Consider the following 26,539-nt stretch of genomic DNA (forward strand, 5'->3'; position numbering starts at 1 on the left):
TCCCGCTGTTCCATGAGCCTTATTTTGTCACTTTTTAGAAGTGTCAAAAACTTCGACGCCACTTCTGGCACCCTAGTTGCTCTTAAGGCTTCAGAATTTACCGTGGAGGATAAATTATTATGGAATTCTTATTATCATTAGGTCGTGGCTTTACATCAGCAGATGCAATTTGGATGTGGGCTATCTTGGCAGCACAAATCGTTTCTATCGCGATCATCGCGGAAAGAGCTTTTGCCCTTTTCGGTGCTCGTAAAACAAATCAAAAAGAACTTTCCAAGGTTTTGGCGGAAGATATTCGCTCTGGAAACTTAGAAAAAGCTCTGCGCCGCTCACTGCAAATGGGCACAAAAGAACCATTGGGTGTTGTTGCAGCAGCGGGTATTCAAGCAGCGATGGATATGGGCGGAAAAGAAGAAATCCAACTTAAAATGGATGAAGTTCTTCTTGAGGAAAACTCTCGCGTAGAAAAACGCATTGGTTTCTTGGCTATGTTTGCGAACGTAGCAACTCTTTTAGGTCTTTTAGGTACAATCACAGGTTTGATCCACTCTTTCGCGGGTATCTCTAACGCAAACCCAGCGGAAAAAGCGACAATCCTTTCTCAAGGTATTTCTTTGGCGATGAATACGACAGCTTACGGTTTGATCGTGGCAGTTCCTGCTTTGATCATGTATGCGGTCTTGCAAAACCGTGCGTCTCGTTTGACGGATGATTTGAATAAAGGCGCTTTGAACCTTTTCATCCAGTTAGGTTTCCACTACGAGCCGGTTTCTACTACTAAAGAAGTTCCTGCTAACTCTGGGAGATAGTTATGAGCATGATGGGCGGATCGGGCGACGACAAAGATTTGAACTTTGAACTTAATATTTTACCGATCTTGGACATTTTATCGGTTCTTATCTGCTTCCTTCTTCTAACAGCGGTTTGGATTCAGATTGGAACAATCGATACGCGCCAAGCGATCGGTGATAACTCTGTGGCTGGAGCAAAGAATCCTCCATCCCTTTGGATCACGGTAAACACACAGGGTGCAGTTCAACTGTCCTTGCGCGATTTGCCCAATGCTAAAACTCACGAAGAGCAAATTCAGGCTTCAGGTCGCAGTGTGAACTGGGCCGTGCTTGAACAAAAACTTCAAGCGCTTCGTGCAAAATGGCCTGATCTAAAAACAGGCGTAGTGCGTCCCGAAGCACAAGCCTCTTATGGTGATGTGATTCGTATTATGGACAAACTGAAACAGAATCAATTTGAAGGTGTGGGTTTATCCCCACTTGGGTAGGACTTATGAAAACATCGTCCTTTGCTAACGTTGGTAAAAAAAGGTCTCCTTTAGGTGACTTACAAAACCTAAAGCCGGGAATGAAGAAAAAGAAAGGTGCAGCAAGCAATCTAGCTTTGGCACTTCCCTTAACTTCTTTGATCGACGCTTTTTCAATCATCGTGATCTATCTTCTGATCGGAACTCAAAACAGCGGTATTGAGTCGACAGTTCCAGCGAAGATGTCCTTGCCGATGGCCGAGCACAGTGTCGGTATCGACAAGGAAACGCCTATTTTGACAATTCAAAAAGGTGTTTACCGCCTGAATGACGAAGTCGTTCCAGTGCGCGCTTTAGGTCAGAAGCTGACGGAGCTTAAAGCGAAATCAGAGGAAAAGTTGGTTGAACTTTTAGTTCAGGCAGACCAAGAGATGAAGTACGAAGATTTGGATCCTTTGTTAAGAGCAAGTTCCGAATCGGGTTTTGAGAAAATGAAATTTGCGGTGGTACCAGCACGATGAAAACACTTAACGATATCCTAGTTCTTGGAGCATTTTTAGGCGGTATTTTGAGTACTCCTCCGGCATTTGCCGAAAAAATGGCGGCAGGTACTCAGGATCTCGTTATCAAAAAAATGGAGCGTGTCTTATCGGCTTTAGATAAGTCTGATCCGGCATGGCTTGCAAGCCAGCAGCGTCTGGCGGATCTTCTTTCTGAGCGCGCCCGCACTCGCTTTATGCTGGAAGTGGAAGCCAACTGTGAAGGCTGCAAAGGTTCTAAAGACGATCGCCAGAAAGCCATTCGTATTTATGAAATGCTTCTGCAAGAAGTAAAACTGAATGAACACGGGCCTATTCTTTTCCAACTGGCCCATCTTTATGAGATGGCTGGCCAAGTTGATAAAGCCATTGCTCTTTATGAAAACATCATCAAAGACGCAAAAAAGAAAAATATCAATCAAGACATCGTGGTTCGTTCCCACGTGGGCTTAGGCGACCTTCTTTTCCAGAAAGGTCGTTTTGTTGAAGCCAAACAAAATTATCAAATCGCTCTTAAAGATAAGAATCTGGAAAACCGTTATTTAACGATCTACAATGTCGCTTGGTGTGACTTTAACACAGATAATTTGAAATCAGCGATTGCGACTCTTGAGGATCTTTTGAAAGACCCTTCGGCAATCACACGTCAAACGGAAGAGGGTTCCAAGTACGACGCCCCTTTCCACACTGACGTTCTACGTGATCTGGCGATGTTCTATACTAAGCAAGATGTAACTTCTCGTGAAATCGCTAAATTTGAATCGTTAACTCCCGAAGAAAAACGTAAAGATCTTCTTTTGCACTTCGCAAAAGAAACAGATCGTATCGGTCAGAAGAAAGCAGCTCAAGAAATCATGAGCCGTTATTTGGCTCACAGTGCGCTATCTAAAGAAGAGCGTATCGAAGCTTCGATTCAGTTGGCGCAAATCAACTATGATCGTGGCCAAACAACAGAGTCTGTGGCGGAGTTTTCCAAGGCAGCTTTGGCTTTACAAAAATCCGGCTGCTCGAGTGATAAGTGTGAGGAACTCCAAAAGTCGATGAAACGTTATGTAACAGAACTTCATCGTTCAAAAAAATTAAAACCTGACCAAGATTTGATGAACGCTTACATTACCTATAACAGAACCTTCCCGTCTGATATGGAGATGACTCAACGTGGGGCTTCCGTGGCGATGGAGCTTAACAACTTCCCTATTGCTGTAGCTCTTTACCGTACCGTAAGTGAAAGTCGTCAGTTTTCTCAAAAAGAGCGCAACGAGGCTCTTTTAAATGAAGTGTCTGCTGCGGAAAAATCTAAAAATCCACAGTTGCAACGTGAAGCTTATCTGCACTATTTGAAGTACGCCCCTCGCGATGCGAAGTCATTTGAAGTGAAATATCAATTGGCTTACTTAAGTTACACGCAAAAGAAATTCGCGGATGCAGCAGAGTCTTTTGAAGATTTGGCTAAGGATAAATCGGGAACTGCTGACCTTCGCAAGAAATCTGCGGATCTTTCTTTAGATGCCTTGGCGCAACTTAAAAATGAAAAAGTTCTTGAAGACCTTGCTTGGGATTATTCCGAGATCTTCCCGTCTAATCGCGTGGAGTTTGAAGGAATCGCGCGTAAGTCTTTGATGAATCGCGTAGCACGTGTCGCAAACGACCCTAAATCCAGCTCTTCGGATTTGAAAAAGGCTTTAAACAGCCTTGATACAGATAAAGTTAAAAATGCGAGCAACCAGGAAAAGATCCTGTTCTTTAATAACCAGGCTGTTTTAGCCAAAAAACTAGATGAAGAAAAAACTTATGTTAGCGCACTTTCTTCGTTGATGGCCGTTCCGGGTTTAACAGCCGCCCAACGTGAATCTGCTTTAGAGCAATTGACAGGCTACTACGAGAAGAAATTGGACTTCAGAAATGCCTATGCGACGGCACTTCGTATGGAGCAATCTAAGATTTCTGAAAAAGAAAAAGAATTCCGTCTTGGAACATTGGCGGACTTGGCTGGTTTAAACGCCTCTAAACACTACCGCCAATCTTTGGATGCGGGTCTGCGTGGTGAAAGATCATTGATCATTCGTTCGCGTTTGGTACTGACTTCTGAAAACCCGGTTAAAGAATTGAAAGCGCAAGCGCCTGAGCTTAAACAAAGACCGGCTCTTTTAAATGAAACGGCTTTATTGGTTTACGCCAAAACAGAAAACGCTTCTGCGATAAAGTCGGTTCTTGAAATGAAAGAGCTTCGTAAACAATCAGCACCTGTTTTCGTGAAGAAACAAGATTTTTACGAAAAGGTTCTGCAAGCAAAGGCATCTATTTCATCGCACCAGTTGAATTCGAGCAAGGACCGTCTCTTACAAAAGACCATCGCGGAGCGCGTGTCATTGCTTAAAAAGGCAGATAAGTTATTGGCTGAAAGTTTGACATTGAAAGATGTAACAGCACAGATGATGTCTTTGAACCTTGTGTCTTCGGAAAATGAGCGCATGGTTCGTGATTTAGCGGGACTACCACTCCCTGCGAATCTGACTCCGCAAGAGCAAAATCAGTATATTTCTTTGTTGAAAGCTCAGTCTAAGCCGTTCTTGTATAAGGCCCGCGTGGCTCAGCAAAAACAACAGGAAATCTGGAATAAATCCTCGGCTTTGGCGCAAACTATCAAGGACTACAGAACGGCTCGTGCTGAACTTCGTCCTTTGCTAGCGCGTGAATTGACATTACTCAACCAGATCCCGGGTAAAGGCGCTATGAAGTCGGCTTTAGAAGACGCTATGGACGAGAGACCATTTTCGTCACGTGATTTAGTGTCTGCCCGCCAATCTGTTGCAGATGACCCAGCAAACATCCGTGAAATTGAAAATTTGAAACTGATCGAGACGAAAATTGGCCATCCCCTTATGCCTTCTTACTTGGAAGCGCGTATAAGCCATCTTCAGAAGGGAAAAAGCTTATGAAATCAGTAATTTCTTTGGCCCTGGTTTTGCTATCTCTGTTAACGACCGAAGTGTCCGTGGCAGCGGGAAAAGATGGAAAATCTGTGAAGCCCGCAGCTAAAAAATCTCAGCTAGGAACCTCGTTTAGATTTAACGGTTCTACCCTGAGAGGTAAGTACCAAAGTTCAATGGGTACGGCAGCTACGGTCGAAAACGACAAACTGTTAGAAGATCTTTTGAAAGGACGAACGCACTTTAACGATCGTCAGGCAAAAGAAACTGAACGTAACTAGAAGGCAGAAAGACATATGAGCGCAGCGAAACTTCTGATTCTTGAAAACACAATGGGGCAAAAGGTTCGCACTTTCGCGGTACAAGCGACTACGATGAATCTTGTGTACCTGAAAGAAAGTCGCCGTATCGAAGCGTTTGCCGACCTTCAAGCTCTTGATGACAACAAGATCGCTTACACTCTTTTAAAACAAATTGATATCTCGGAACTTTCTGAAGAAGGTTTCGAGTTGCAAGGTTTAGGGCGCCTGAGAGCGTTTCCAAACGCGGCAGTAAAAAACAGCCCGACACACACACTTCCTGAAGAAAAAGACGAAGAACAGCTTAAGACTATTCTTCAAAAAACGACGGCAGGCCATTTAGCCGCCATCTTCTTGTTACTTGTTGGGTCTTGGATCTACACAAACTACTTCATGAAAACTCAAGAGCCACCTCTTGTGACAATCATGCTTCCAAAAGAAGAAATCGTGAAACCAGAGCCAAAAGCTCGTCCGACAGTGAAGGTTTCTAAAACGAAAATTCAAAAGAGCAACAAGATCTATCGCCCGGTTGCTCAAAAATTGAAAACAAAGCCCTACAAAGTCAACACGGCTAAAGCACGTGACGTTCGCCGTGTTGGCGCCTTAGCTGCCTTGGGTGGCTTGAAAACCGGCCACAAAGGTGCTGAAGGTTTAGATATGCAATCTCTTAAAAACATTCGCGCTGCTGGCACAGGTGCTGGTGGCGGCGGTATCGGTAACGCCGGCCGTGGTGGTGCTCGTGGATATATGACTGGTAACGGTCTTATCGCGGGCTCTGCAGGTGAAGGCGCTCGCGCTCAAGGTGCGGGCGGTTACGGAACTCGTGGATCTGGTGGCGGTCGTGCTGGTTACGGAAAGATTTCCTTGGTTGGCGGGACTTCTGCTGTCAGCTTGCCGCTAGACGAAGAAGTTTCTGTTGAAGGCGGTTTGGATCAAGACCAAATCATCGCCGTTATCAACCGTAACAAAGGTCAAATTACTTATTGCTACGAAAAAGGCTTGCAAGCGCAACCTTCTATCGGTGGTCGCGTGGCCGTGAGCTTCGTGATCGGCGCTTCCGGTCGCATCACAACAGCTAAAGTTGCGGAATCCTCTTTAGGTTCGCGCATGGTTGAAAGCTGCATGCTGCAAAGAATGAAAACATGGCAATTCCCTCGTCCTGTAGGACAAGTTAACGTCGACGTGCTTTACCCATTTGAATTGACTCGCGTGAGCGCTCGATAAGAGGAGATGACAATGAAACACATGCCTACCCTAATCCCCGTTATCGCACTAAGCCTCTTCACAGCTGCTTGTGGCGAATATCAAAAAGACCCGGCTCCAGGTCTTGCGGCTATGCGCGAGAACGCAAAAGTTCAAACTCAGCAAGGCCCTGACAAACCTCGTGAGATCACAAAAACCGTTGTGGTTGAAAAACCAGTATTGGTTGTTAAAGAAGAATCGACGATCGACGAAAAATTCATCGTGATTACTCCCGATGCGCAAATGACTTTCAACGAAGGTCAGCAAGCTCAGTTTAAAATCCGCGCACGTGTCCTTGTGCCAGGTATCGAGATTAAACTAACTGCGCAAGGCCTGCCTGAAGGCGCACGTTTAGAGAAATCCACTCAAGAAAAAGATCTTTATATCTTAACTTGGAACCCAGCTCTTTACACAGTTCCTGCTAACGCGGCTATGAAAAGCTACACTGCTAAAGTTGTCGCGGAAGTTTCAAAAGCCAACTCTCAAGCCGAGGCCGACAAACTCAAAGGCCTGGTTCGCGAAAAAGAATTTAACATCTTCTTGTTCCGCAATCAGGAAGCTCCATCAGGTTTGACTGTGACGGGTTTGAATTCAGAAGTGAATGAAGGAACTTTAGTTCCATTTACTGTAACAGTGAAAATTCCAGGTATCGATAATAAGGCGGCTCAAAAGCCACGTTTGGTTGTGAGTTATGACGGCGTAAGCTACACGGCTGGTAACAGTTTCCTTGAACTGGATGGGGCTCGTTATGTCGTAGCTGACTTGAATAAAAAAGACGCTGAATATCTTGGTGACTCTAACTGGAAGTTCACTCTGATCTTTGATACCAAAAACATCTCTGTTCAACCCCAGCTTGCTAAAGATGGCGCGATCATGGCGTCTGCGGATGGCACGCGTGTGCGTTTGAGCTTTAAAGTCTACAGCCCCTACGGTCTTTCGACACCTGAATCTTTGACTCAGGTTAAAGTTCGCTACACAAAAGCCATCCAAGCTCCCCGCTTTGACCTTTCTGGCTTGGGCCAACAAGGTTTGGTAGTCAGCCCAGGTCAATCAGTGAATTTAAAGTTCGCGGTGTCTTCTGCTGATAACCAAGCTTTGGTGAAGGTGGAATCTGCAGCCTCAACTTTGCCTGGTTCTCCGGCGGTTGAATGTAAGAATTCAGCTACGACGGCGGCTAAACAGGAATGCTCTTTAACGTGGAATGTTCCGTGTGACGCTAAGTCTGAGCAATTGAACGGCGAGATCACAATGAATGCTCAAGCCGTTATCAACGGAAGAAATTCGGATGTTACCCCATATAAGCTTAAAGTAGTGGCTTCGACTGAAGACAAAAAACTTTGCGCTACGGAGGCTGCACAATGAAAACTATGAATTTACTAACAATCGCTTTCCTTGCGATTTCTTTGACGGCGACTTCAACTTTCGCAGCTTCTACGAAGTCTTCAGCAAAACAAATCAATGCCAATGAGGACATCGATACTTTAGGTGGCAACAGAGAATTGATGGAGATGGCTGAAAAAGTTAAATCCACGAGCCGTTCTCGTATCGTTCAAGAGCGTATCGTAGATCGCCGCAACACTTTAGAGTTCGGACTTTCTTACGGTTCTGTTTTTGGTGGTGATGCTTACGTTAAAACTCAAGCTTTGGGTGCTCAAGTAGACTACCACATCACTCCCCGCTGGTCTTTGGGTATCCGTTATTATGATTTCGGCAACAGTTTGACGTCAGAAGGTCAACGTATTTATGACGATGCTAAAGCAGCTGAACAAGCTGGTGGTCGTGCTCTTCCTGTGGATATCGACTATCCATTGAACTCTACTATTGCGGTTGTGAACTGGTACCCTGTTTACGGTAAGACAAGCTTCTATGATATGGGTGTGACTCAGTTTGACCTTTATCTTTTAGCCGGTGGCGGTTCGATCACTCTTTCTAGCGGTTCGACATCGGTTATGACTGGTGGTTTGGGTTTAGGTGCTTGGATCACAAAACACGTTTCTGCTCGTGCGGAAATTCGTTACCAAACTTATGAAGATCAAATTGCAACTGGAGCTCGCAAGTTGGATGTTGTGACTGGTTCTCTTGGCCTTGGATGGATCTTATGATGAAGTCTTTCGTCGCTCTTAGCACAATGGCTTTTCTAAGCCTGGGCTTGTCGACGCAAGCTCTTGCTCAGGATCGCGTGTCGGTTAAAGACTGGGCTCAGTCCTGGTCCGACAAAGCTGCTAAAAAGAATATCGCGTTTAGCACCTCGGACCTCGAGAAAAAAGCTTTAGGCACTTGCAGTGATTGCGAAAACAAAAAATCGCTGAGTGAAGGCCGTAAGCTTTTCACAAAAGGCCAATTTGAACAAGCCATTCGCACTTACAATGAAATTCCTCGCGGAAATACTTACTGGTTGTCAGCGGTGGAGGAAAAAGGTTGGGCATACTTCCGTCAGGAAGATTATGAAAAGACTTTGGCGCAAACTAAGACTTTGTTGGCTCCCCAGTTCGCTGAGATTTCCAATTCAGAGGCCTTCTTACTTCAGTCTTTAACTCAATTGAAGATCTGCGATTACAAAGGCGTTTTTGAAACTCACCAGATTTTCAAAGAGAAACAGAAGAACCGTATCATGGAAGTTCAGCAGTTGGCTAAAACTGGTTGGAATGAAGCTTTGACACAAGTTTTGAAAAAAGCTGATAAGTTTCCACTCACTTTGGACGATATGGGCGATGCGGTCCAACGCCTGCCTTTATTAATTTATAAAGACGTGGAATTCCAGAAGCAGGCTTTGCGTTTTAAAGCTTCGGAAAGAGCCATTGCTTTGGCAGATTCTGTTCGTGCTAAGGATCAATTGGAAAAAGCCAATACTCAAAGTTTCCTTGCACTGAAAAAACGTGTTCAAGAATTGGCTCAAGAAGAAACGAACGAAAACTTCAATGTCATTCAAAAACTCAACCTGGTTGAGGTCGAGGCCATCCAACGTGTTCACACGGATATGGAACTGGCTGACAGCATGTATAAGAAAAACAACTTTGAAAAAGTTGGCGACGACAAGCTGGTTTTTATGGATGACGGCAGACCTTGGATCGACGAACTAGATAAGTTCGAAGTGGCGGCAAAAACTTGCGCCAAAGGGATCAGGAGGAAAATGTGAGAAACCTCGTTATCGTAGCAATTTACTTTACAGCATTTATGTTGGTCTCTGCCTGCAGTCCAGAGTCTGCGACTTTAAAAGTTGAAAGACCTTTGGTTGAAGAGCAAGTTCAAATCCCTCAGTACGAGCAAATCCCTGCTCAAACTTTTGAGTGGATCACTGAAGATGGCGGTCAAAGCCAATTTGACTTCAATCCTGAAGTGGACATTCTTTTTGTGACGGACAACTCCGACAGTATGAAAACCGCGCAAGACAATCTGTTGCGCAATATTGATCGTTTTACTGCGGGTATTTTGAAAAATAAAATGATCGACTACCACATCGGCGTAATCTCTGTATGGGATAGTTCAGATCGTTATGCGCAGACTAAGAAAGACATCTACCAAATTGGTGATCTTCGTCACATCAAGAATCCTCAAGGTCAGACATCGCAAAGCCGTCGTTTCGTAGCGAAGTCTGACAACAACAGCAAGTTGATCGCTTCTACTTTGAATATCGGTGTGACTCCTTATGCTCAAGGCGGACCTGAGTTTGAAGAGCTGTTCTCTCCTTTGGCGGCCGCTTTAGAAAAAACAGGTCGTGGTGCTTCTAACGAAGGTTTCTTTCGTAAAGATGCGCAACTTGTAGTGATTCTTTTGACGGACGCTGATGACTCTTCAAAAAATTTAAACCCGGAAGAGATGGCGCAAAAACTGATCGACTTTAAAGGTGGTCGCACTGAAAAAGTCGCAGTCTATGGTGTTCTTGTGCGCCCTCAAGATCCTGACACGTACAAAGACTGGGATTTGCGTATTCATCCGAAGTACCACCCAGAGTGCTTTGATATGAATCAGAAAACGCCGAAGAACAACGGCAAATGTACGGGTTTTGGTCCTGCACGTTTAGAGCAATTGATCGTGGCGGCAAATCCAAACGAAGGAACTCCGGAACAAATCCGCGCAAAACACATTATGAGTATCGTGAGCCCTAAGTTTGGTGACGAGTTAGCTCAAATCGGTTCCGACATCACGGTGAAGACTTTATCGAAAGAGATCTTCTTAAGCCAACGTCCTCGCGCAGATAAGAATGGTCAGTTGATGGTGCGTGTTCGTTACGGCAAACAAGTCATTCCGCAAAAGGCAAAGGGTGGCTGGTTGTACAATCCCGAAGACAACTCGATCGTTCTTTCTGGCGACATCGACTATCAATACGTCGAAGGTGCTAGATTCTCGGTTGACCTTGTTCCTTTGACTTTAAAAAATTAGTTTCTTTGCATAGATCGAAATAAAAAAGCCGCTATCAAGCGGCTTTTTTCATTATGGGGACTTTCCATCACGTCGTCTTAGTTTTGCCTTCTTAAACTTCAAGAAGCAAAGTCACCGGACCATCATTGACCAAACTAACTTTCATATCGCCACCAAAGACGCCGCCGTGAGTGGGTACTCCTTGCGCTCGACTGAGCTCGAGAGCTTTTTCATACAGGGCGTTTGCTATTTCAGGCGCCTCCGCATTGATAAAGCTGGGACGATTCCCTTTTGAGGCATCACCTAACAAGGTGAATTGCGAAACGATCAGATGCTGGCCACCGACGTCTTTTAATGACAAATTCATTTTGCCGTTTTCATCTGGGAACACACGTAGTGCGATGATTTTGTTGATGAGCTTTTGCAGTTGCTCTTCGGTATCGCCTTTTGCCACACCTAACAATGTAAGAAAGCCTTTGTCGATGGAAGAAATCAACTTTCCATCCACCGTGACTGATGCATTCAAAACTCTTTGCACGACTGCTTTCATTATTTGCCCGCTCTTTTAATTTCGGCTTCGATATTTTCAAGCGGACGACCGATGACAGCCGCATTGGGAGTTAATAACAAAGGACGCTCCAGCAATTTTGGCTGCTGGAGGATCTTTTGAATCACGACTTCTTCAGACTGAACATCAAAAGGAGCCGATTGAAACTCTTCTTCTTTCGTACGAACAAGCGCCGAAAGAGGACCTTGAAGTTTTGCGACGATCGCACGCAGATCTTTTTCGCTAGGAGGATTTTTAAGATACTCAACGACTTCAAAAGCCGCCGATTGAGATTGCAAAAGAGTTAAAGCCTCGCGACTTTTACTGCACTTCGGGTTGTGATAAAGAATCCATTTTTCCATCCCTCATAAATAAGACGGAACCCCATAAGGTGCTAGAAGATTTTTGCCGAAATTCAACCAAAAATCCCTGGCACTTTTGGGCTTTTCTTGACTATTCTGCGTCCATGTATTGAGGATCGGCCTCGTGAGACATCGGAGGAGTCGGCGTTGTATGCCAATTGAAGCTCTGATCAATCCACGCGTAGCTTGGAAGTTGAATTTGCGTGCCGTTGTCACCAATTGTTCTGCCACTGCAATCCGCGTTTTCTTTCACTTCACCACGAACGTAGTAAGGGACAAGGACCACGTAGTTTCCACTCCACCAAGTACGCTGACTTCGCGCTGGTAGACAACCCCAGTCGAGCTGCTGGTGCGTCACCAGACTGTAAACAGTGATCCAAACAGATCTGTTAGAAAGGTTCGCGGTCGGCAAAGGCAGAATGTCGGCTTTTGCCGGCTTCGCTGCGAAAGTCACTGCGCCAAGGATTCCAAGAAGTGCCAGAGTTAAAATTTTAGATTTGATTTTCATAATGTCCCCTTTTGTTGTTTTGTCGAACTCACACCAAAAGAAGATTGCACCGGCTGTGCCGTCGGAAATAAGGGCCAAATCGAATAAAACAGCAGCTGAACCTAGCCCTGACGAGGATTCGACAGCCTCAACTGCCGCCAATTCACCCGCTGCTGAAAATCCGGCAGAGGTAAAAACGAAAGATGCCAGGGATATTTTCAACCAAATGGCGTTGATTGCGCGGCGGTTGGAAAATATCTCCTGGCATTTTTTTGGAAAAAATCGAAATTATGCGGTGGATTACAGAAAAGAAGCAGGCACCTCAAAAAAAAGGAGCCTTGTGGGCTCCTTTTTTTAGTCTTCGTCTTCTTCTTCGACTTCTTCTAGGTCGGCAAGTTCTTTGGTGTCTTGCTTCGACTTATTAGGGTGAAGTTTTTGGTATTCTTTGATCTTAAGTGGGTCTGGGCCCAACATTAAGAACATGTTCTTACCTTCCATTTTCGGTTGAGACTCTACCATCGCAAGATCGTTTACGAAGGCGATACATTTCTGCATCACTTCCATACCCAACTCTTGATGGGCCATCTCACGACCCATGAAACGCAATGAAACTTTCACTTTGTCGCCGTCCAAAAGGAAACGACGAGCGTGGTTCATCTTAGTTTCAAAGTCATGTTGATCCGTGCGTGGACGCATTTGGATCTCTTTGATTGTCACGACAGTTTGTTTTTTACGAGCGGCCGTGGCCTTCTTTTTATTTTCGTACTTCCACTTGCCGTAATCCATGATTTTACAAGTAGGAGGAGATGCCGTTGGAGCAATCTCTAGAAGATCGAGGCCTCTATCTTCCGCAATACGTAACGCCTCAGGAACAGTCATCACACCCAACATGTTACCTTCGTCGTCGATAACACGAATTTGTTGAGCGCGAATCTCACGGTTTACTCTTAAAGAGTCTTTAGAGTCTTTCTTGTTGCGATCAAAACGACCACCGCCACCTCTAAAATTACCTTCGAACTTGCTAATGGGAACCTCCCAGCCTATGGCTGACTTTCAGTTACAGTCGCAGCCTTCGCAAGTGAAGATTGCAACTTTCTTGTACTAATATCGTCTAAAATTGTTTTCATTAACTGATCCACAGTCAAACCTTTGTGTTCAGAGCCATCTCTTAAACGCAAAGACACGGTCTTAGTCTCGGCTTCTTTATCCCCGACAATAACCATGTATGGAACTTTCTGCATCTGAGCTTCGCGGATCTTGTAATTAAGCTTCTCATTACGGCGGTCAAATTCAACACGAACTTTATGCTCTTTAAGAAGTTTCATTAAATCTTCACAGAACGTATTCACACGGTCTGTAACGTTTAAAATCGCCACTTGAGTCGGGCACAACCATGGAGGCAAATGTCCGGCCGTGTGCTCGATATAAACGCCGATAAAGCGCTCTAAAGAACCCAAAATCGCCCGGTGAAGCATGATCGGACGGTGTTCTTTGTTGTCTTCGCCCGTGTATTTCAAATTGAAAGCCTCGGGAAGATTCGGGTCCACTTGAAGTGTCCCCAACTGCCAAGGGCGGTTCAAAGCATCGACGAACATGATATCCAGTTTCGGACCGTAGAAGGCGCCGTCGCCGGGATTGATCGTGAATGGCAAATTCAAAGTTTTAAGGGCTTCCGCCAAAGCACCCTCGGCCATATCCCAGTACTCTTCACTGCCCATGCGATTGTCGGGACGAGTGGAAAGATAGATCTTGTAGTTGTTCATTCCCAGCTTATCGTAAACACGATTTAGCAAGTGCATGAACTTCGCGATCTCGTCTTGCAACTGATCCATGCGGCAGAAGATGTGTGCGTCGTCCTGACAGAACGTACGAACACGAGTCAAACCGTGCATAGCGCCCGATTTTTCAAAGCGGTGCAAACGTCCAAAGTCCGCCATTTTGATTGGCAGATCACGATAAGAGTACTTTTCAGAGTTGAAAAGCAAACAGTGCGAAGGACAGTTCATTGGTTTTGAAGCAAAATCGCGCTCATCCACTTTCGTGAAGAACATGTTCTCTTTATAGTTTTGATAGTGACCTGATGTATGGAACAGGTTCACGTCAAAAATTTGCGGAGTGATAACTTCTTGGTAACCCGTTTCGAAATAAAGTTCGCGCAAGTAAGTTTGCAGTTCTGTGTAAACAACCGCACCCTTGCCTGTGAAGAACGGAGAACCTGGAGCCCACTCGTGGAAATGGAAAAGACCTAGCTCTTTACCCAATTTACGGTGATCGCGTTTTTTCGCTTCTTCGATATTGTGAAGATATTGATCCAGCTCTTTTTTATCGCCAAACGCTGTCGCGTACACACGCTGAAGCATGGCATTCTTTTCATCGCCTCTCCAGTAAGCTCCCGCTACGGAAAGAAGTTTGAAGGCTTTGATTTGTCCAGTGCTTTGAATGTGCGGACCACGGCACAGGTCAAACCAAGCATCGCCATTGTGGTAGATACCGACAACAGTTTCGCCTTTTTTCGCCAGGTCTTCGATCAACTCGACTTTGAAGCGCTCGCCCATGCCTTTGAAAGTTTCAATAGCTTTAGCAATCGGCCAGTTTTCACGAGTGATAGGAAGATCTTTATTCACGATCTCGGTCATCTTCTTTTCGATTTTCTCGAAATGCTCTTCGGTGAAGGCAAACGGAGAATCGAAGTCGTAATAGAAACCATTCTCGATCACCGGACCGATGGTTACTTTCACTTCCGGCCAAATATCTTGAACCGCTTGAGCCATGATATGCGCGCAAGAGTGACGAATCACTTCCACCGCTTCTGGGCTTTTCGTGGTGATCAGGGCGATTTTAGTTTGATCTTTAAGTGGGGTTCTAAGATCCGAGATCTCTTTAGAACCATTGAGTTGTACACCAAGGGTTTCTTTAGCCAAACGAGGACCGATGGACTGCGCCACTTCCAGCGCTGTCGGTTCGTGGTCAAAAACCTTCGTCGAGTTATCCGGCAGAATAATAGTAGTTTGTGACATTACGATAGAGTGGTCGTCGCGAAACGACCTGAGATTGTTAGAGAATGTGATGAAGAAATATGCATTTGCATCACATCATTAGTAATCCCCTAGCCACGAAGGGTCAAGCACTCACAGCGAGAAATTGCACACCTATAATTTGCTCCCCCGGTGCGGTCGACACAACCCAGCGAACTTGGGACTCCACAGAGACCCAACGGCCGTGGCGGTTCTTGTACATCAGGCTGATAAAGTCCTTCACGCTGATCTCGCCCTCTTCCACGGTGATTTGGGCTCCCCCTTGGGAGAAGTCCTGCATGTGACCCTCTTTCAGGAACTGCACAGACGCCCCCGTTGGCGAGGCTTCGGCCGTCACTGACTTCTTAAGCATCACTTCGGACTGCACGCGCATGCGCTCTTGCTTACGGCTTTTCACGGGCTTTCCCTGGAGGCGACGAGTCACAATCTCACTAATACGCAGGCCCTCTGATTCGTAAAGAAAGAGAGCTTGGGGAAAGGTGTGCGACAACTGAAATGCCGCCTTTTCAATAGTTTGCGCGATAAAGATAAAGCTCACTTTAACTTTTGTTTTCGTCCAAGCTAAGAAGGCTTCGGCGACTTTGGTGGATAATGACTTTGAGTGAACAATCACGAATAGCTCCCCAAGTTGCGACTTTAAGAAATCCTTTAAGAGTTCAGGCGGCGGAGCCAAGTGCCAGCGCACGCCTTGAATCCCTTGCAGATAAGCCGGAATTGACGCCAATCCGGGAACAGTACTTTGACTCGAACTGAGATAGATCAGGTCTTTCACGGGCTTTTTCTGCATGGATGAATGCATTGCAATCTTGAAGCCCAAGCTCAGATCAAAATGATCCGTCTTTCACCGTCTACGCTGTGGACAGGTGAAAAGAAAGCTTTAAACAACATTGTTAAATTACTGATTTACCAAAACAAAAAGTCCCCACACGATAAAACATGTAAACAACCAAAGGAGAAAACATGAAAACTATTTTTGCCGTTTTGGTCGCAGTCTTTATGACAGGCTCTGTGGTTCATGCGGAAGAAACTGTGGGCCAGAAAATGGACAACGCTGCGGAGTCGACGAAAGACACCACAAAAAAAGCGGGCCGCAAAGTGAAGTCTTCCGCGAAGAAAGCCGGCAACCGCGTTGAAGAAGCGGTGTGCATGGAAGGCGATGTGAAGTGCGCTGCTAAAAAAGCAGGCAATCGTGTTGAGGAAGGCGCTGACGCTGTCGGTGATGGCGTAAAGAACACGAAAGACAAAGTTTCTGAATAGCTGGATCAAAGTACGAAAGGCCTTCGGCTTTTCGTACTTTCCCTTAACGACATTGTTGCGCTATTTCGCGAATCTCTGAAAGCTCGTCGCAATCAAAGCGTGAAACACGTGAGCAGACATACTCAATACAAGATGAATCATAAAGTCCTCGGCACATTGATGTGACTTCAAAGAGCTCTAACTTCTCATCACAAGCAAAACGACTGACCTTTCCGCAGACCGTGCGAATGCAATCTCCGTTTACGTTATGGCAGGCCCGCGCGACCTCGAGCATATCTTGACGGTCATCACACTCAAAGCGACTCATCTGATTGCAAACGGCCTCAATACAGTCACTAGGAAAGCCCCCGGGAGGAGGACAATTCGGTGGCCGATTTGGCGGAGGATTGGGCTTTGTCGGCGGAGCAGGTTGAGAAGGCTCATCAGGAAGTGGACGCGGTCGTGGCGCGTTTAACATCACTGCCCAAAGAGCCTTTTCAGAATGATATTGATCGACAAGCTGTTGAGTTTTCTGAGATGTCGCGGCCACACTTTCAATAGTCAGTAAGACTGATAAAATAAAGAAAACAGACAACGCTATACGCATGATCCCCCCTGCTCTTTCATGGTCGTTGATGACGACGGGCGGTTTCAAGAGTCAGAGATTTCTTAGGGAAAAATACAGCAGTCTAGTCGGAAAACGACAAAAGCCTCTGTGGAAGAGGCTTTTGGAAGAATGAATAAAGCGTAATTATTAAAATGTTTCGCAGCGAACAGAGGCCATGCAGTACACGGGGTTCACAGAGTTTCCACAGGTTTTACGTGCATTGTATTCTGCTTCCACTGGAGAACGCCCTTCTCCACGGAAGATTTTGTTATACCCAGTATCTGTAAGAACACAAAGAGCCCCTTGAGTCAGACGATCTTGAGCCGGGTCGCTGCACTTCACAGAGCCATTGCAGTAAACGGCATTCACTGAATTGCCACAAGACTCTTTAGCTTTCGCTTCGGCCTCAAGCTTCGTGCGCCCCTTCCCCAGAAATACTTTGTTGTAACCAGTGTCCGTCGTCATACAAGCCACTTCTACAATCGGAGGTGGCGGCGGCGGCATCGGAGGCGTCTGATATTCCAAATTAGAAACACGTTGGTTCAAATTATAGATAAGTCCTTCGAGCTGACTCACCTTCGTCTCAAGAATACGAATGCGCTCGGCCTCGCGACTTTGCGCGTGAGCAGAAACACCCAGCAAAAGACAACAACCTAAAACCAAAACCAGTGATTTTCTAAGTACAGACATCGCGATCCCCCAAGAACAGTGGTTACCAAACTTCACCAAGAAGTAAGACAAAATCCCTTAAAGCAATAACAAAGCCAAGTACGAAAGAGTCAAAAATACACCGGCGTTTACCAGTTCATGTGGGAAATAAAAAAGCCCCACCGTTCGATTCGGTGAGGCTTTTGAAGAAGAGAATTTCGACGAAAATTAGAAAGTATCGCAACGAGCATTCGTGTTGCAGTAAGTAGCATGAACCGCGTTGTTACAAGCCTTACGAGCATTGTACTCAGCTTCAAGAACGCTCTTAGCTTCACCTTTGAACGTCTTACCGTAACCAGAATCGGTAACAACACAGATAGCGCCTTGGATAACGCGATCTTGTACCGGATCACTGCACTTCAAAGTATTGTTGCAGTAAGTAGCATGCACGTTAGCTCCGCACACTTCCTTAGCTTTAGCTTCCGCCTCAAGCTTCGTGCGTCCCTTACCCAAGAAAACCTTGCCATAACCACTATCCGTAATCATACAAGCCACTTCAGAAACCGGCACCGGCGGAGGAGGCAAAGTCGGTGTCCCACGATACTCAAGATTAGAAACACGCTGATTCAAATTATAAATCAGGCTTTCAAGCTGCTGAACCTTCGACTCAAGAATACGAACACGCTCGGACTCACGATCCCCACGGTTCTGCGCTTGAGCAGACACTCCAAGGAAAAGACAACAACCTAGCACCAAAACAACGGCTTTTCTAAAACCAGTAATCATAAACGCTCCCTAGTAAAGAATTGGTTAACGACCTAAAAAAATAATCCGGAACCCCAAGGAGCAATAAAGAGGCCACAACGAAACCCGAAAAAATAAACCTCACAATCAATAGAAGCTATCTGGGACTTCGCCCCCAAACCCTCAACCGAAAACAAGTTAGACACCTACGAAAAAGCGACAGCCGTCTCTGAGCGAACGAGGGGAAAGTTAACTTACAAAGGGGACGTAATAGCTATTGAACTCGGCACTTTCCCAATGAGAAGAGTCGGTACTTTTGTATATCCGAAAGCGCATTCATCTCCGATGAGGAGAAGTTAGTAACCACCACGATTCAAGTGAGGAACGAATATCGACTCGGTCCAACTATGACGATACGAACAGTTTTTTAAAGAGAGACAGTTACCGCCACCGTGGCGGTAAGCAAATGCGTTAAGACGGATTGAGAAGACCTTCTTGATGCTAAATTGAAGAGTCGAGCGCCATTTGTTCAGGTAAGTGCCTATTAAATACGAATCAAAAACACGCCCTTTCGAGACAAGAAGCGATAGCTTACTTCCATCGTCCAAGTCAGAGCGATAGCAGAGTTATCTTCAAAGAAAACAAGCACCTTCTAAAGAAAAAGGAACCTGGTACATTTTCATTACTAAGGGAAGCAGGTACCTTTGAGTACCGTACTCGCTCCAACCGCTGACGATACGAAGCGGGTCTCTCCAGAGAAGAAACTTACTGCCATCGTGGCAGTAAGCACATGCGTCAAGGATAGAAGTGCTTTTAAGCGCCATACACTCAAGCCGTTCCGCCATTAGACATTGGCAAATACAAATGGGAAATCCAGAAAGAAACGCAGAAAGTTACTTCCATGATGGAAGTAAAAAAATCAATCTACCATCTTCAAACAATAGGAAAGCACTTATCTTTTAATTGAAAAGAACTGAGTACCGTTAGCACGCAAAAAAAGCCGGTTTCATCTCTAGAAAGAGACTGTGACACCCTTCGAACGAGCACAAAGGGAAGCAACTTTTTTAGAAAGTTTACTTCCACGGTGGAAGTAAAAAAAGATTACCAGCACCCTTTCAAAACAAAAGGAAGCAGGTACCTTTACCCGCCGACCCCACATACGCGCGAAAGCGCATCTGCACGAAGCCTCTACCCTCCGAAAAGCCCACTAAAACCCCTCGAAGAAAAAACAACGCAAAAGCCCCGGGAACAGGCTTGGGCAGAGGCTTTCTGCTTTGAAGCCCAAGTTCCGCAGCGCCCGAAAATCCAAACTAGCAATCAGAAAACAAAAGAAAAAAGAAAAGGGAGCCACAAAGAGCTCCCTTCGCGCGAGGATGTGTCCGAAGGGCTTCAAAGCAGAAAGCCTCTGCCCAAGCCCGTCCCGAGTCGCTTAGTACGCGACGTGGTGGTTGATCGCCTCATGAATTCTAGGATCCTTCAAAGGAACCAAACTATGCTTACTCCAGAAAGACATAACAGTCAGAATAAACAAGCCTGCGAATCCAGCAAAGATACCGATCTCCCAGAAACCGAAAGTCACATGACCATCGAAGAAGTTCGGATACACCATCCAGTAGATGTCTACGTATTGCATGATAAGAACAATTGTTGATACCAGGATCACGTGGTTGCCATTGCGTTTAGCTCCGCGAGGAAGCAATGCCAAGAATGGAACTACGAAACGGAAGATCAAAAGAGCCAAGGAAACACCCATCCATCCGCCTTGAGAGCGCATGATGTAGTACTCAGTTTCTTCCGGCAAGTTTGCGTACCAAATCAACATGAATTGAGAGAACGCAATGTAGGCCCAGAAGATTGAGAAGCCTTTAAGATACTTCACAACGTCGTGCTGGTGCTCATCTGTGACATAGCCTTTAACAAAACCATGACGTCTCATAAGAACAATCACGATCGCCAAGAAAGCCATTCCCGCTTGGAACATACCAGAGAACGTGTAGATACCGAAGATCGTTGAGTACCAAGTTGGCAACAACGACATCAATAGATCCACGCTGAAGAAAGAGAACGCCAAAGCGAAGAAAACAATGAACGCCACTGCTGGAGAAACGTTCTTATTCGTCAGATTTTCGTCACCTGTTTGGTCTTGCTTCAATGAATTTCCAACGATGATGTAGCGGAAAAGCATGCAACCCAAAGCGAAGATGAAAAGACGTACTACGAAGAAGCCGGTGTTTAGGTAAGCCGTTTTTGCAGCTACTACCGGGCTTGCATCAAGCACTTCTTGGTTCGCCCAAGGATAAAGAGTTTTGAAACCCACCAACAACACCAAGCCACCGATCAAGATCGCTGGAATGAAGGAAGTTGTTGCTTCAGCAAAACGACGGATAGTGACAGACCAGCCAGCTTTAGCTACGTTATTGATAGCCACCCAGAAAAGTCCGCTCACCGCCATAGATGCGAAGAAGAAGAAAGCCACTAGGTACGAAGTCCAAAGTCTTTCTTGGTTTTTCATCAAGCCAACAACGAAAGTCAAAAGACCGATCGCGATCAGCGCGAAGCTCAACGTTTTCAATTTCGCGGGAGCTTCGAATTTAGACACATGAAGGTTTACGTGATTATGTTCGCCCATCTTCAACCCTACTTAGATTGCTTCTCTAGGAAGCGAATGTAGTTAACAACTTGCCAACGGTATTTTTGCGGGATGTGAGCCGCGTAAGGACCCATCACACCTTGGCCCATCGTGATGACGTGGTAAAGATGTCCATCTGGCCATGCTTTCACTTTATCACTGACAACCGCTGGTGGTTTCAAAGCCATTTTTTCAGAAACTGAAGATTTCGCAGCAACGCCGCCTTCACCTTTAAAGCCGTGGCAGATCGCACAGTTCGTCTCGTAGTATTTTTGTCCTACAAGCAAAGTCGTCTCATCCATTTGGCCCGCAAGTGGGTTCTTCAAATTCTTAGATGCACCTTCAACATCGGTCGCGTAACGGTACGGTTCAAAACCTACCGGAGCAGTTCCTTCAGGAGGAACACGCATACCGCTGTGATGAGGAGATGTTTCGTCGTACTCCTGAGCTTTGATTGCCGGAGATTCCATCATATCTTGGATCAGTTCTACGTTGGCTTTGTTGCCACGAGGACCACAGCTAGACAGGGCTAATGCTGCCAAGCCTGCTGCTGCTACACCCATTGATAAATTCACGAGGCTTCTCATTATTAGTACTCCGTCTTCTTAACTTCAGTTGCGCCCAGTTCTTTGAACATTCTCTCGATCTTCGTTTCATCGTAGCCAATGTCATTGTGCGGGATGAAAATCGCGAATTTATGAGAGCTCAAATCAGGGTCAATGCTTGGTGGATCGATGCGTGGGATTTTGCACGCATAGAACAAAGCGCCCACTGAACAAAGAGCTGCAAACAAGATTGTTAATTCGAACATGATAGGAATGAAGGCTGGCAATGAGAAGAACGGTTTACCGCCCACGTTCACTGCCCAGTCCACTGCTGACGTCCAATACGTCAATGCAAGACCTGCCAAAAGACCCACGCAACCTGCGGTGAAAGTCACATAAGGAATCCAAGATCTCTTAATTCCACAAGCTTCTTCCATACCATGAACAGGATAAGCAGAGATGGCTTCGAACTTTGTGAAGCCCGCTTCGCGAGTTTTGCGAGCGGCCTTCAAGATCAAATGTTCTTCTTCCCAGATACCAGCGATACCTTTTGTATAATTATTAGCCATTAGTGGTGCCCTCCTTTTTCATCGTAACCAACATGGAGTACAGGCTTCACTTCCGCGATAGAAACCGCAGGGAACAAACGTAGATACAACAAGAACAAGGTCAGGAACATACCGAACGATCCAACAAGGACACCCGTATCGAACCAAGACCATGCGTACATGCCCCAGCTTGAAGGCAAGAAATCGCGGTGCAAAGAAGTTACCGTGATTACGAAACGCTCAAACCACATACCGATGTTTACGAAGATAGAAACAACGAACATCACCGGGATTGAACGACGCATTGACTTGAACCAGAACAACTGAGGGATCAACACGTTACAAGATACCATCACCCAGTAAGACCAACCGTAAGGACCGAAAGCACGGTTGACGAATACGAAACGCTCGTATTGGTTGCCAGAGTACCACGCGATGAAGAACTCAGAAGCGTACGCGTAACCAACTAGCATACCTGTCGTCATGATGATTTTATTCATGACTTCCATATGATCTAGAGTGACGTAGTTTTTGAATTCAGGGAATCCGATACGCACCAAAGTCATCAACGTCACAACCATCGCGAAACCAGAGAAGATCGCTCCGGCAACGAAGTATGGAGGGAAGATCGTTGTATGCCAACCTGGCAAGTTAGAAACCGCGAAGTCGAAGGATACGATCGTATGTACGGAAAGAACTAGCGGAGTCGAAAGACCTGCAAGGATCAAGTACACCATTTCATAGTGTGACCAGTTCTTCGCAGTTCCACGCCATCCCAAAGAAAGCGCGCCGTAAACGGTACGACGAAGTTTGTTCTTCGCACGGTCTTTGATAGTTGCAAAGTCAGGAACCAAACCGATGTACCAGAACACCATCGACACCGTCGCGTATGTAGATACGGCGAAAACGTCCCAAAGAAGTGGCGAACGGAAATTCACCCACAATGGACCACGTTGGTTCGGATATGGGAACAACCAGTAATCAAGCCAAGGACGACCTGTGTGAAGCAACGGGAAAAGACCCGCTGTCATAACGGCGAAGACCGTCATCGCTTCCGCAGTACGCGCAACCGATGTTCTCCATTTTTGACGGAACAAGAAAAGAACCGCAGAAATCAGAGTGCCGGCGTGACCGATACCGATCCAGAATACGAACGTAACGATCATCGTACCCCAGAATACCGGGCTGTTTACACCCAGCAAACCGATACCAACACCCACAACGCTCGCCAAGATCGCGATGTAGAATAGTAACAACGTCTTCGCGCCCAGGAACATTCCCACCCAACCTTTGGATGGGAATCTTTCCACCGGTGCACAGATGTCGTCTGTAACGTCTTTTAAAGTCTTATTGCCAAGGACTAATGGGCTACGCTTCATCATGAGTGCTCACCTTGTTTTGCAGTACCGTGACCTTTGTGGCCACCAGTTGATTCTTTATCATTGTTACGGATCTTAGAAAGGTAGCGCACAGCAGGTGCTGCATGCCATTCTTCAAGAAGAGCGTAAGCACGTTCTTCTGATTTAAAGATCTTCGCCACTTGTGAATTCGGATCATTCAAGTCACCGAATACGATACCACCTGCAGGACATGCAGTTTGGCAGGCTACTTTAACATCTCCGTCTTTCAACTGACGTTTTTCATTGCGAGCCACTGTCTTCGCGTCTTGGATTCTTTGCACGCAGAACGTACATTTTTCCATAACCCCGCGAGTACGAACGCCCACTGAAGGGTTCAAAGCCATGTGAAGTGGCTTTTCGATGTGTTTCGCATAGTTGAACCAGTTGAAACGACGAACTTTATAAGGACAGTTATTCGCGCAGTAACGAGTTCCTACGCAGCGGTTGTAAACCATGTCATTGAGACCTTCATCAGAGTGAACAGTCGCAAGAACCGGACACACCGTTTCGCACGGAGCATTGTCACAGTGTTGACACATAACTGGTTGGAAAACCGCTTCAGCTTCCGCAGGATTGCCCGTGTAATAACGGTCAATACGGATCCAGTGCATTTCACGACCTTCAAGAACGTACTTTTTACCTACTACAGGAACGTTGTTCTCGGATTGACATGCAATCACGCAAGAAGAACAGCCCGTGCAAGTGTGAAGATCTACAGCCATACCCCATTTGTGGCCGCTGTATTCGTGACCTGACCAGATAGACCAAGTGTGATGTCTGTGGATGCCCGCTGACTTGCTCTTCGCATAGTCTTTGTTCGTTGCTTCCGCAACGATGTTACGGCCTTCCATAGAGTGGTGACCTTGCGTACAAGCAAGTTCATATTTTTTATTTGTTTTTGTGAAAGTCGCTGTTTGACCAGCAAAGATCATTTGGCCGGCTTTTGCTGTCGCCAACTCAAATGCATTCTTACCGATACCGTTACCAACTTTACCTACGCGTGTACGTCCGAAACCAACGGCTACTGCAAGAACTTCGTCATGCAAACCTGGCTGGATGTGAACTGGAAGTTCCAGTTTCTTTCCACCCACTGTCAATTCAACGACAGAAGCTTGTTTCAAACCGTGTTTCTCAGCCGCAGCCAAAGAAACCATCACGTAGTTATCCCAAACAATTTTAGTTACAGGATCTGGAAGTTCGTGCAACCAAGAAACGTTGTTCAAGGAGCCGTCACCCATTTGTGGAGTTGAATAAAGAACTAATTCAAAACCAGATTGTGCATTCGCTGGCTTAATAGCCGTGAAAGCATCTGTTTTGAAAGAACGAGCCGAAGAACCCGAGCTCAATTGACCCGCGTAACCTTTTTGCAAAGTTTCTTGCCAGAAATCTTCAAAGTCACCCTTGCCCACTTTAGGCATGATGTCTGATTTCCAGAAAACTCTGAGGTAGTCATAGAACGTCTCATAATCACGAAGACGTGATGGGCCTTGGTTCGCGATGTACGCCCAAGTCATCAATGACAATTGGAAAGAGCGAGTGTCATACATTGGACGGATCGCTGGTTGGCAGATAGAGTAAACTCCAGCTGTCAATTCCATGTCATTCCAAGATTCCAACGCGTGGTTGTCTGGAGTGATGTAATCCGCGAAAACACCTGTTTCGTCGATACGGTCACCTGTGTAGATAACCATTTCCACTTTTTTCACGGCATCTGCAAAGCCCATTTCCGCAGGCAATACAAATCCAGGGTTCACACCGTGGATGATCAAAGTCTTAACTTTGCCATCTTTCATGTCTTTAATAAGAGCGGACAAATCAGCGTAAGAACCTTTTAATGCCGGATTTCCACCGCGCGCTTCAACGGTCTTACCTTCGTTACCCAAGACAGTGTTCAAGAAGTTCACTGCAATTTGAAGTTCACGAGATTTTTCAGTCCAAGTTTGGATACCACCAGCAACAACCAAAGACTCGCCTTGGTTTGCCAATAGATCTGCAGCTACTTTTGCGAAAGCTTCTGGATCAAAACCCAATTTTTTCGCTGTATCTGCAAATGGAGCTAAAGCTGATTTTACAGACGCATTGCCTGCGTAACCAGTGGCACCTTTTTTAACGATGATTTCGTGAAGAAGACCCATCACAACATCAAGTTGTTGCGAAGGTTTGATTCTGAAACGAATATCCGCATTTGCACCCGTCAATGAATAGTTGGAGTCAAAAGACACCATACGATTCATATTTTTGATATCTTTACGGCCATTCACGAACTGGTTCGTGAATGCTGTTGGAGAAATCCAAGTGCCCAAGAAGTCCGCGTCAATAGACACGATCATCTTCGCTTTATCAAAACGGAAAGCTGGAACGACGTCATCGCCGTAAGAAGCTTTTTGGCCTTCACGCACGTCTTCGTTTGAGAATGCATCCCACACTACGTGGTTGGCTTTGAAACCTTGAGCAAAATCACCAATCACCGCGCGAGTTGCCGGAGAAGCGATAGGCGCCGTCAAAACAGTCACGCCACCTTTTTGAAGTTGCTCAACAACTTTCTTATCCAACTCTTCCCATTTTACGTCGATAACTTGGCTATTGGATTTCTTTTCATTGAAAAGATTGCGTTGCGGACCTTTCAATCTTTCTGGATCGTAAAGGTGCAAAACAGAAGCTTGAGAACGAATGCTCAAACCACTTTGGCTGAAAGGGTGACCTTCGTTCGGCTCAATCTTGATAGGACGGCCTTCACGAGTTTTTACCAACATACCCAAAGCATCGTTACCGTCGAAGTAAGCCGATGAGTAGTAGTTCGCAATACCCAAAGTTACTTCTTCAGGTTGTTTGTTGTAAGGAACGATTTTTTGCACAGGACGACGGATACAACCCGCTGACGCCATAGCAATAGAAGCACCCATCAATTTCAAGAATTCACGACGGGCCCAACCGTCTTCCCCGTCTTTTTCGCGAAGAGGTGAAGACATAAACTCAGTTTCAGCAGCTTTGTTGAACTCAGGATCATTGCTCCATTGTTCAAGACTTTGCCAATACTTGTTGTCGCGCTCGATTTTAGGACGAAGCGCTTTTTTCATTTCTAATTCATTATCATGGTCATGATGCATTTCAGACATGGTACCTT

At 45.8% G+C, this 26,539-nt stretch carries 26 protein-coding genes; 12 read left to right on the forward strand and 14 right to left on the reverse strand.

Features of this window, described 5'->3' with window-relative positions; all coding sequences use genetic code 11:
• The first annotated feature begins 119 nt into the window (after positions 1 to 119).
• Genes AZI87_RS13425 through AZI87_RS13470 form a run of 10 tightly spaced genes read left to right on the forward strand, consistent with a single transcriptional unit; the run spans position 120 to position 10,648 of the window.
• Complete coding sequence (locus AZI87_RS13425) at positions 120 to 809, forward strand: MotA/TolQ/ExbB proton channel family protein (RefSeq protein ID WP_063208165.1); 690 nt, start codon at positions 120 to 122, stop codon at positions 807 to 809.
• Between the two features lie 2 nt (positions 810 to 811).
• Complete coding sequence (locus AZI87_RS13430) at positions 812 to 1,279, forward strand: ExbD/TolR family protein (RefSeq protein ID WP_253696815.1); 468 nt, start codon at positions 812 to 814, stop codon at positions 1,277 to 1,279.
• 5 nt (positions 1,280 to 1,284) lie between these two features.
• Complete coding sequence (locus tag AZI87_RS13435; RefSeq protein ID WP_063208168.1) at positions 1,285 to 1,779, forward strand: ExbD/TolR family protein; 495 nt, start codon at positions 1,285 to 1,287, stop codon at positions 1,777 to 1,779.
• On the forward strand, positions 1,776 to 4,736 hold the full coding sequence (locus AZI87_RS13440) for a tetratricopeptide repeat protein (protein WP_063208171.1): 2,961 nt from the start codon (positions 1,776 to 1,778) through the stop codon (positions 4,734 to 4,736). The genes AZI87_RS13435 and AZI87_RS13440 overlap by 4 nt, the downstream gene beginning before the upstream one ends.
• Positions 4,733 to 5,008, forward strand: a complete 276-nt coding sequence (locus AZI87_RS13445; RefSeq protein ID WP_063208174.1) for a hypothetical protein — start codon at positions 4,733 to 4,735, stop codon at positions 5,006 to 5,008. The genes AZI87_RS13440 and AZI87_RS13445 overlap by 4 nt, the downstream gene beginning before the upstream one ends.
• 15 nt (positions 5,009 to 5,023) lie before the next feature.
• Entirely contained in the window at positions 5,024 to 6,250 is a 1,227-nt protein-coding gene (locus AZI87_RS13450) for an AgmX/PglI C-terminal domain-containing protein (protein ID WP_063208177.1), read from the forward strand.
• A gap of 12 nt (positions 6,251 to 6,262) precedes the next feature.
• A complete protein-coding gene (locus tag AZI87_RS18300) occupies positions 6,263 to 7,630 on the forward strand; it encodes a hypothetical protein (protein ID WP_253696818.1) in 1,368 nt (455 codons plus the stop codon).
• A complete protein-coding gene (locus AZI87_RS13460) occupies positions 7,627 to 8,370 on the forward strand; it encodes an outer membrane beta-barrel domain-containing protein (RefSeq protein WP_063208180.1) in 744 nt (247 codons plus the stop codon). Before AZI87_RS18300 ends, AZI87_RS13460 begins: the two co-directional genes overlap by 4 nt.
• Positions 8,367 to 9,404 carry a hypothetical protein gene (locus tag AZI87_RS13465; RefSeq protein WP_063208183.1) on the forward strand — a complete coding sequence of 346 codons (1,038 nt, stop codon included), beginning with the start codon at positions 8,367 to 8,369 and terminating at the stop codon, positions 9,402 to 9,404. Before AZI87_RS13460 ends, AZI87_RS13465 begins: the two co-directional genes overlap by 4 nt.
• Positions 9,401 to 10,648 (forward strand): hypothetical protein, encoded by a 1,248-nt coding sequence (locus tag AZI87_RS13470; RefSeq protein WP_063208186.1) that lies wholly within the window; start codon positions 9,401 to 9,403, stop codon positions 10,646 to 10,648. Before AZI87_RS13465 ends, AZI87_RS13470 begins: the two co-directional genes overlap by 4 nt.
• Positions 10,649 to 10,739: 91 nt before the next feature.
• Here the strand turns inward: AZI87_RS13470 and dtd are convergent, their stop codons facing one another.
• The 3 genes from dtd to AZI87_RS13485 form a co-directional block, all read right to left on the reverse strand.
• Positions 10,740 to 11,177 carry a D-aminoacyl-tRNA deacylase gene (dtd, locus tag AZI87_RS13475; RefSeq protein WP_063208189.1) on the reverse strand — a complete coding sequence of 146 codons (438 nt, stop codon included), beginning with the start codon at positions 11,175 to 11,177 and terminating at the stop codon, positions 10,740 to 10,742.
• On the reverse strand, positions 11,177 to 11,536 hold the full coding sequence (locus AZI87_RS13480; RefSeq protein WP_063208192.1) for an ArsC/Spx/MgsR family protein: 360 nt from the start codon (positions 11,534 to 11,536) through the stop codon (positions 11,177 to 11,179). Before AZI87_RS13480 ends, dtd begins: the two co-directional genes overlap by 1 nt.
• Positions 11,537 to 11,627: 91 nt before the next feature.
• Entirely contained in the window at positions 11,628 to 12,044 is a 417-nt protein-coding gene (locus AZI87_RS13485; protein ID WP_063208195.1) for a hypothetical protein, read from the reverse strand.
• A 1-nt stretch (position 12,045) separates the two neighbouring features.
• Between AZI87_RS13485 and AZI87_RS13490 the strand changes: the two genes are divergently transcribed.
• Complete coding sequence (locus AZI87_RS13490; protein WP_063208198.1) at positions 12,046 to 12,381, forward strand: hypothetical protein; 336 nt, start codon at positions 12,046 to 12,048, stop codon at positions 12,379 to 12,381.
• Here the strand turns inward: AZI87_RS13490 and infC are convergent.
• The 3 genes from infC to AZI87_RS13505 form a co-directional block, all read right to left on the reverse strand.
• On the reverse strand, positions 12,378 to 13,067 hold the full coding sequence (gene infC / locus AZI87_RS13495) for a translation initiation factor IF-3 (protein ID WP_367613508.1): 690 nt from the start codon (positions 13,065 to 13,067) through the stop codon (positions 12,378 to 12,380). The genes AZI87_RS13490 and infC overlap by 4 nt on opposite strands.
• Positions 13,064 to 15,040 carry a threonine--tRNA ligase gene (gene thrS, locus AZI87_RS13500; protein ID WP_063208204.1) on the reverse strand — a complete coding sequence of 659 codons (1,977 nt, stop codon included), beginning with the start codon at positions 15,038 to 15,040 and terminating at the stop codon, positions 13,064 to 13,066. The genes infC and thrS overlap by 4 nt, the downstream gene beginning before the upstream one ends.
• A 103-nt stretch (positions 15,041 to 15,143) precedes the next feature.
• Positions 15,144 to 15,857 carry a PilZ domain-containing protein gene (locus AZI87_RS13505; RefSeq protein ID WP_063208206.1) on the reverse strand — a complete coding sequence of 238 codons (714 nt, stop codon included), beginning with the start codon at positions 15,855 to 15,857 and terminating at the stop codon, positions 15,144 to 15,146.
• Positions 15,858 to 16,018: 161 nt separating this feature from the next.
• Between AZI87_RS13505 and AZI87_RS18305 the strand changes: the two genes are divergently transcribed.
• Positions 16,019 to 16,315, forward strand: a complete 297-nt coding sequence (locus tag AZI87_RS18305; protein ID WP_063208209.1) for a hypothetical protein — start codon at positions 16,019 to 16,021, stop codon at positions 16,313 to 16,315.
• Between the two features lie 43 nt (positions 16,316 to 16,358).
• On the opposite strand, the gene AZI87_RS18040 is transcribed toward AZI87_RS18305, so the two are convergent.
• The 8 genes from AZI87_RS18040 to AZI87_RS13545 all read right to left on the reverse strand — a co-directional run bounded on the left by AZI87_RS18040 (position 16,359) and on the right by AZI87_RS13545 (position 26,531).
• A complete protein-coding gene (locus AZI87_RS18040) occupies positions 16,359 to 16,901 on the reverse strand; it encodes a hypothetical protein (RefSeq protein WP_081112232.1) in 543 nt (180 codons plus the stop codon).
• A 147-nt stretch (positions 16,902 to 17,048) separates the two neighbouring features.
• The gene (locus AZI87_RS13515; RefSeq protein ID WP_063208212.1) at positions 17,049 to 17,591 is read right to left on the reverse strand and encodes a hypothetical protein; all 543 of its coding nucleotides are present in this window, start codon (positions 17,589 to 17,591) and stop codon (positions 17,049 to 17,051) included.
• 186 nt (positions 17,592 to 17,777) lie between these two features.
• Positions 17,778 to 18,335, reverse strand: a complete 558-nt coding sequence (locus AZI87_RS13520; protein ID WP_063208215.1) for a hypothetical protein — start codon at positions 18,333 to 18,335, stop codon at positions 17,778 to 17,780.
• Between the two features lie 1,387 nt (positions 18,336 to 19,722).
• Complete coding sequence (locus AZI87_RS13525) at positions 19,723 to 20,922, reverse strand: hypothetical protein (RefSeq protein ID WP_063208218.1); 1,200 nt, start codon at positions 20,920 to 20,922, stop codon at positions 19,723 to 19,725.
• Between the two features lie 8 nt (positions 20,923 to 20,930).
• The gene (locus AZI87_RS13530) at positions 20,931 to 21,509 is read right to left on the reverse strand and encodes a c-type cytochrome (protein WP_063208221.1); all 579 of its coding nucleotides are present in this window, start codon (positions 21,507 to 21,509) and stop codon (positions 20,931 to 20,933) included.
• A 2-nt stretch (positions 21,510 to 21,511) separates the two neighbouring features.
• On the reverse strand, positions 21,512 to 22,036 hold the full coding sequence (locus tag AZI87_RS13535; RefSeq protein ID WP_063208224.1) for a DUF3341 domain-containing protein: 525 nt from the start codon (positions 22,034 to 22,036) through the stop codon (positions 21,512 to 21,514).
• Positions 22,036 to 23,397 carry an NrfD/PsrC family molybdoenzyme membrane anchor subunit gene (gene nrfD, locus AZI87_RS13540; protein ID WP_063208227.1) on the reverse strand — a complete coding sequence of 454 codons (1,362 nt, stop codon included), beginning with the start codon at positions 23,395 to 23,397 and terminating at the stop codon, positions 22,036 to 22,038. The genes AZI87_RS13535 and nrfD overlap by 1 nt, the downstream gene beginning before the upstream one ends.
• On the reverse strand, positions 23,394 to 26,531 hold the full coding sequence (locus AZI87_RS13545) for a TAT-variant-translocated molybdopterin oxidoreductase (protein WP_063208230.1): 3,138 nt from the start codon (positions 26,529 to 26,531) through the stop codon (positions 23,394 to 23,396). The genes nrfD and AZI87_RS13545 overlap by 4 nt, the downstream gene beginning before the upstream one ends.
• Positions 26,532 to 26,539: the final 8 nt, after the last annotated feature.

The organism is Bdellovibrio bacteriovorus (genome assembly GCF_001592745.1).
Lineage (GTDB): Bacteria > Bdellovibrionota > Bdellovibrionia > Bdellovibrionales > Bdellovibrionaceae > Bdellovibrio > Bdellovibrio bacteriovorus_B.

What these genes read in the sequence shown, in the direction of transcription:
- AZI87_RS13545 (WP_063208230.1), bottom strand. Translation starts at nt 26,531, where the DNA reads ATGTCTGAAATGCATCATGACCATGATAATGAATTAGAAATGAAAAAA.
- AZI87_RS13520 (WP_063208215.1), bottom strand. Translation starts at nt 18,335, where the DNA reads ATGATTACTGGTTTTAGAAAAGCCGTTGTTTTGGTGCTAGGTTGTTGT.
- AZI87_RS13425 (WP_063208165.1), top strand. Translation starts at nt 120, where the DNA reads ATGGAATTCTTATTATCATTAGGTCGTGGCTTTACATCAGCAGATGCA.
- AZI87_RS13430 (WP_253696815.1), top strand. Translation starts at nt 812, where the DNA reads ATGAGCATGATGGGCGGATCGGGCGACGACAAAGATTTGAACTTTGAA.
- AZI87_RS18305 (WP_063208209.1), top strand. Translation starts at nt 16,019, where the DNA reads ATGAAAACTATTTTTGCCGTTTTGGTCGCAGTCTTTATGACAGGCTCT.
- AZI87_RS13445 (WP_063208174.1), top strand. Translation starts at nt 4,733, where the DNA reads ATGAAATCAGTAATTTCTTTGGCCCTGGTTTTGCTATCTCTGTTAACG.
- nrfD (WP_063208227.1), bottom strand. Translation starts at nt 23,397, where the DNA reads ATGATGAAGCGTAGCCCATTAGTCCTTGGCAATAAGACTTTAAAAGAC.
- AZI87_RS13450 (WP_063208177.1), top strand. Translation starts at nt 5,024, where the DNA reads ATGAGCGCAGCGAAACTTCTGATTCTTGAAAACACAATGGGGCAAAAG.
- AZI87_RS13465 (WP_063208183.1), top strand. Translation starts at nt 8,367, where the DNA reads ATGATGAAGTCTTTCGTCGCTCTTAGCACAATGGCTTTTCTAAGCCTG.
- AZI87_RS13435 (WP_063208168.1), top strand. Translation starts at nt 1,285, where the DNA reads ATGAAAACATCGTCCTTTGCTAACGTTGGTAAAAAAAGGTCTCCTTTA.
- AZI87_RS13440 (WP_063208171.1), top strand. Translation starts at nt 1,776, where the DNA reads ATGAAAACACTTAACGATATCCTAGTTCTTGGAGCATTTTTAGGCGGT.
- AZI87_RS13460 (WP_063208180.1), top strand. Translation starts at nt 7,627, where the DNA reads ATGAAAACTATGAATTTACTAACAATCGCTTTCCTTGCGATTTCTTTG.
- AZI87_RS18300 (WP_253696818.1), top strand. Translation starts at nt 6,263, where the DNA reads ATGAAACACATGCCTACCCTAATCCCCGTTATCGCACTAAGCCTCTTC.
- AZI87_RS18040 (WP_081112232.1), bottom strand. Translation starts at nt 16,901, where the DNA reads ATGCGTATAGCGTTGTCTGTTTTCTTTATTTTATCAGTCTTACTGACT.
- dtd (WP_063208189.1), bottom strand. Translation starts at nt 11,177, where the DNA reads ATGAAAGCAGTCGTGCAAAGAGTTTTGAATGCATCAGTCACGGTGGAT.
- AZI87_RS13480 (WP_063208192.1), bottom strand. Translation starts at nt 11,536, where the DNA reads ATGGAAAAATGGATTCTTTATCACAACCCGAAGTGCAGTAAAAGTCGC.
- AZI87_RS13485 (WP_063208195.1), bottom strand. Translation starts at nt 12,044, where the DNA reads ATGAAAATCAAATCTAAAATTTTAACTCTGGCACTTCTTGGAATCCTT.
- AZI87_RS13525 (WP_063208218.1), bottom strand. Translation starts at nt 20,922, where the DNA reads ATGGGCGAACATAATCACGTAAACCTTCATGTGTCTAAATTCGAAGCT.
- thrS (WP_063208204.1), bottom strand. Translation starts at nt 15,040, where the DNA reads ATGTCACAAACTACTATTATTCTGCCGGATAACTCGACGAAGGTTTTT.
- AZI87_RS13535 (WP_063208224.1), bottom strand. Translation starts at nt 22,036, where the DNA reads ATGGCTAATAATTATACAAAAGGTATCGCTGGTATCTGGGAAGAAGAA.
- AZI87_RS13530 (WP_063208221.1), bottom strand. Translation starts at nt 21,509, where the DNA reads ATGAGAAGCCTCGTGAATTTATCAATGGGTGTAGCAGCAGCAGGCTTG.
- AZI87_RS13490 (WP_063208198.1), top strand. Translation starts at nt 12,046, where the DNA reads ATGTCCCCTTTTGTTGTTTTGTCGAACTCACACCAAAAGAAGATTGCA.
- AZI87_RS13505 (WP_063208206.1), bottom strand. Translation starts at nt 15,857, where the DNA reads ATGCATTCATCCATGCAGAAAAAGCCCGTGAAAGACCTGATCTATCTC.
- AZI87_RS13515 (WP_063208212.1), bottom strand. Translation starts at nt 17,591, where the DNA reads ATGTCTGTACTTAGAAAATCACTGGTTTTGGTTTTAGGTTGTTGTCTT.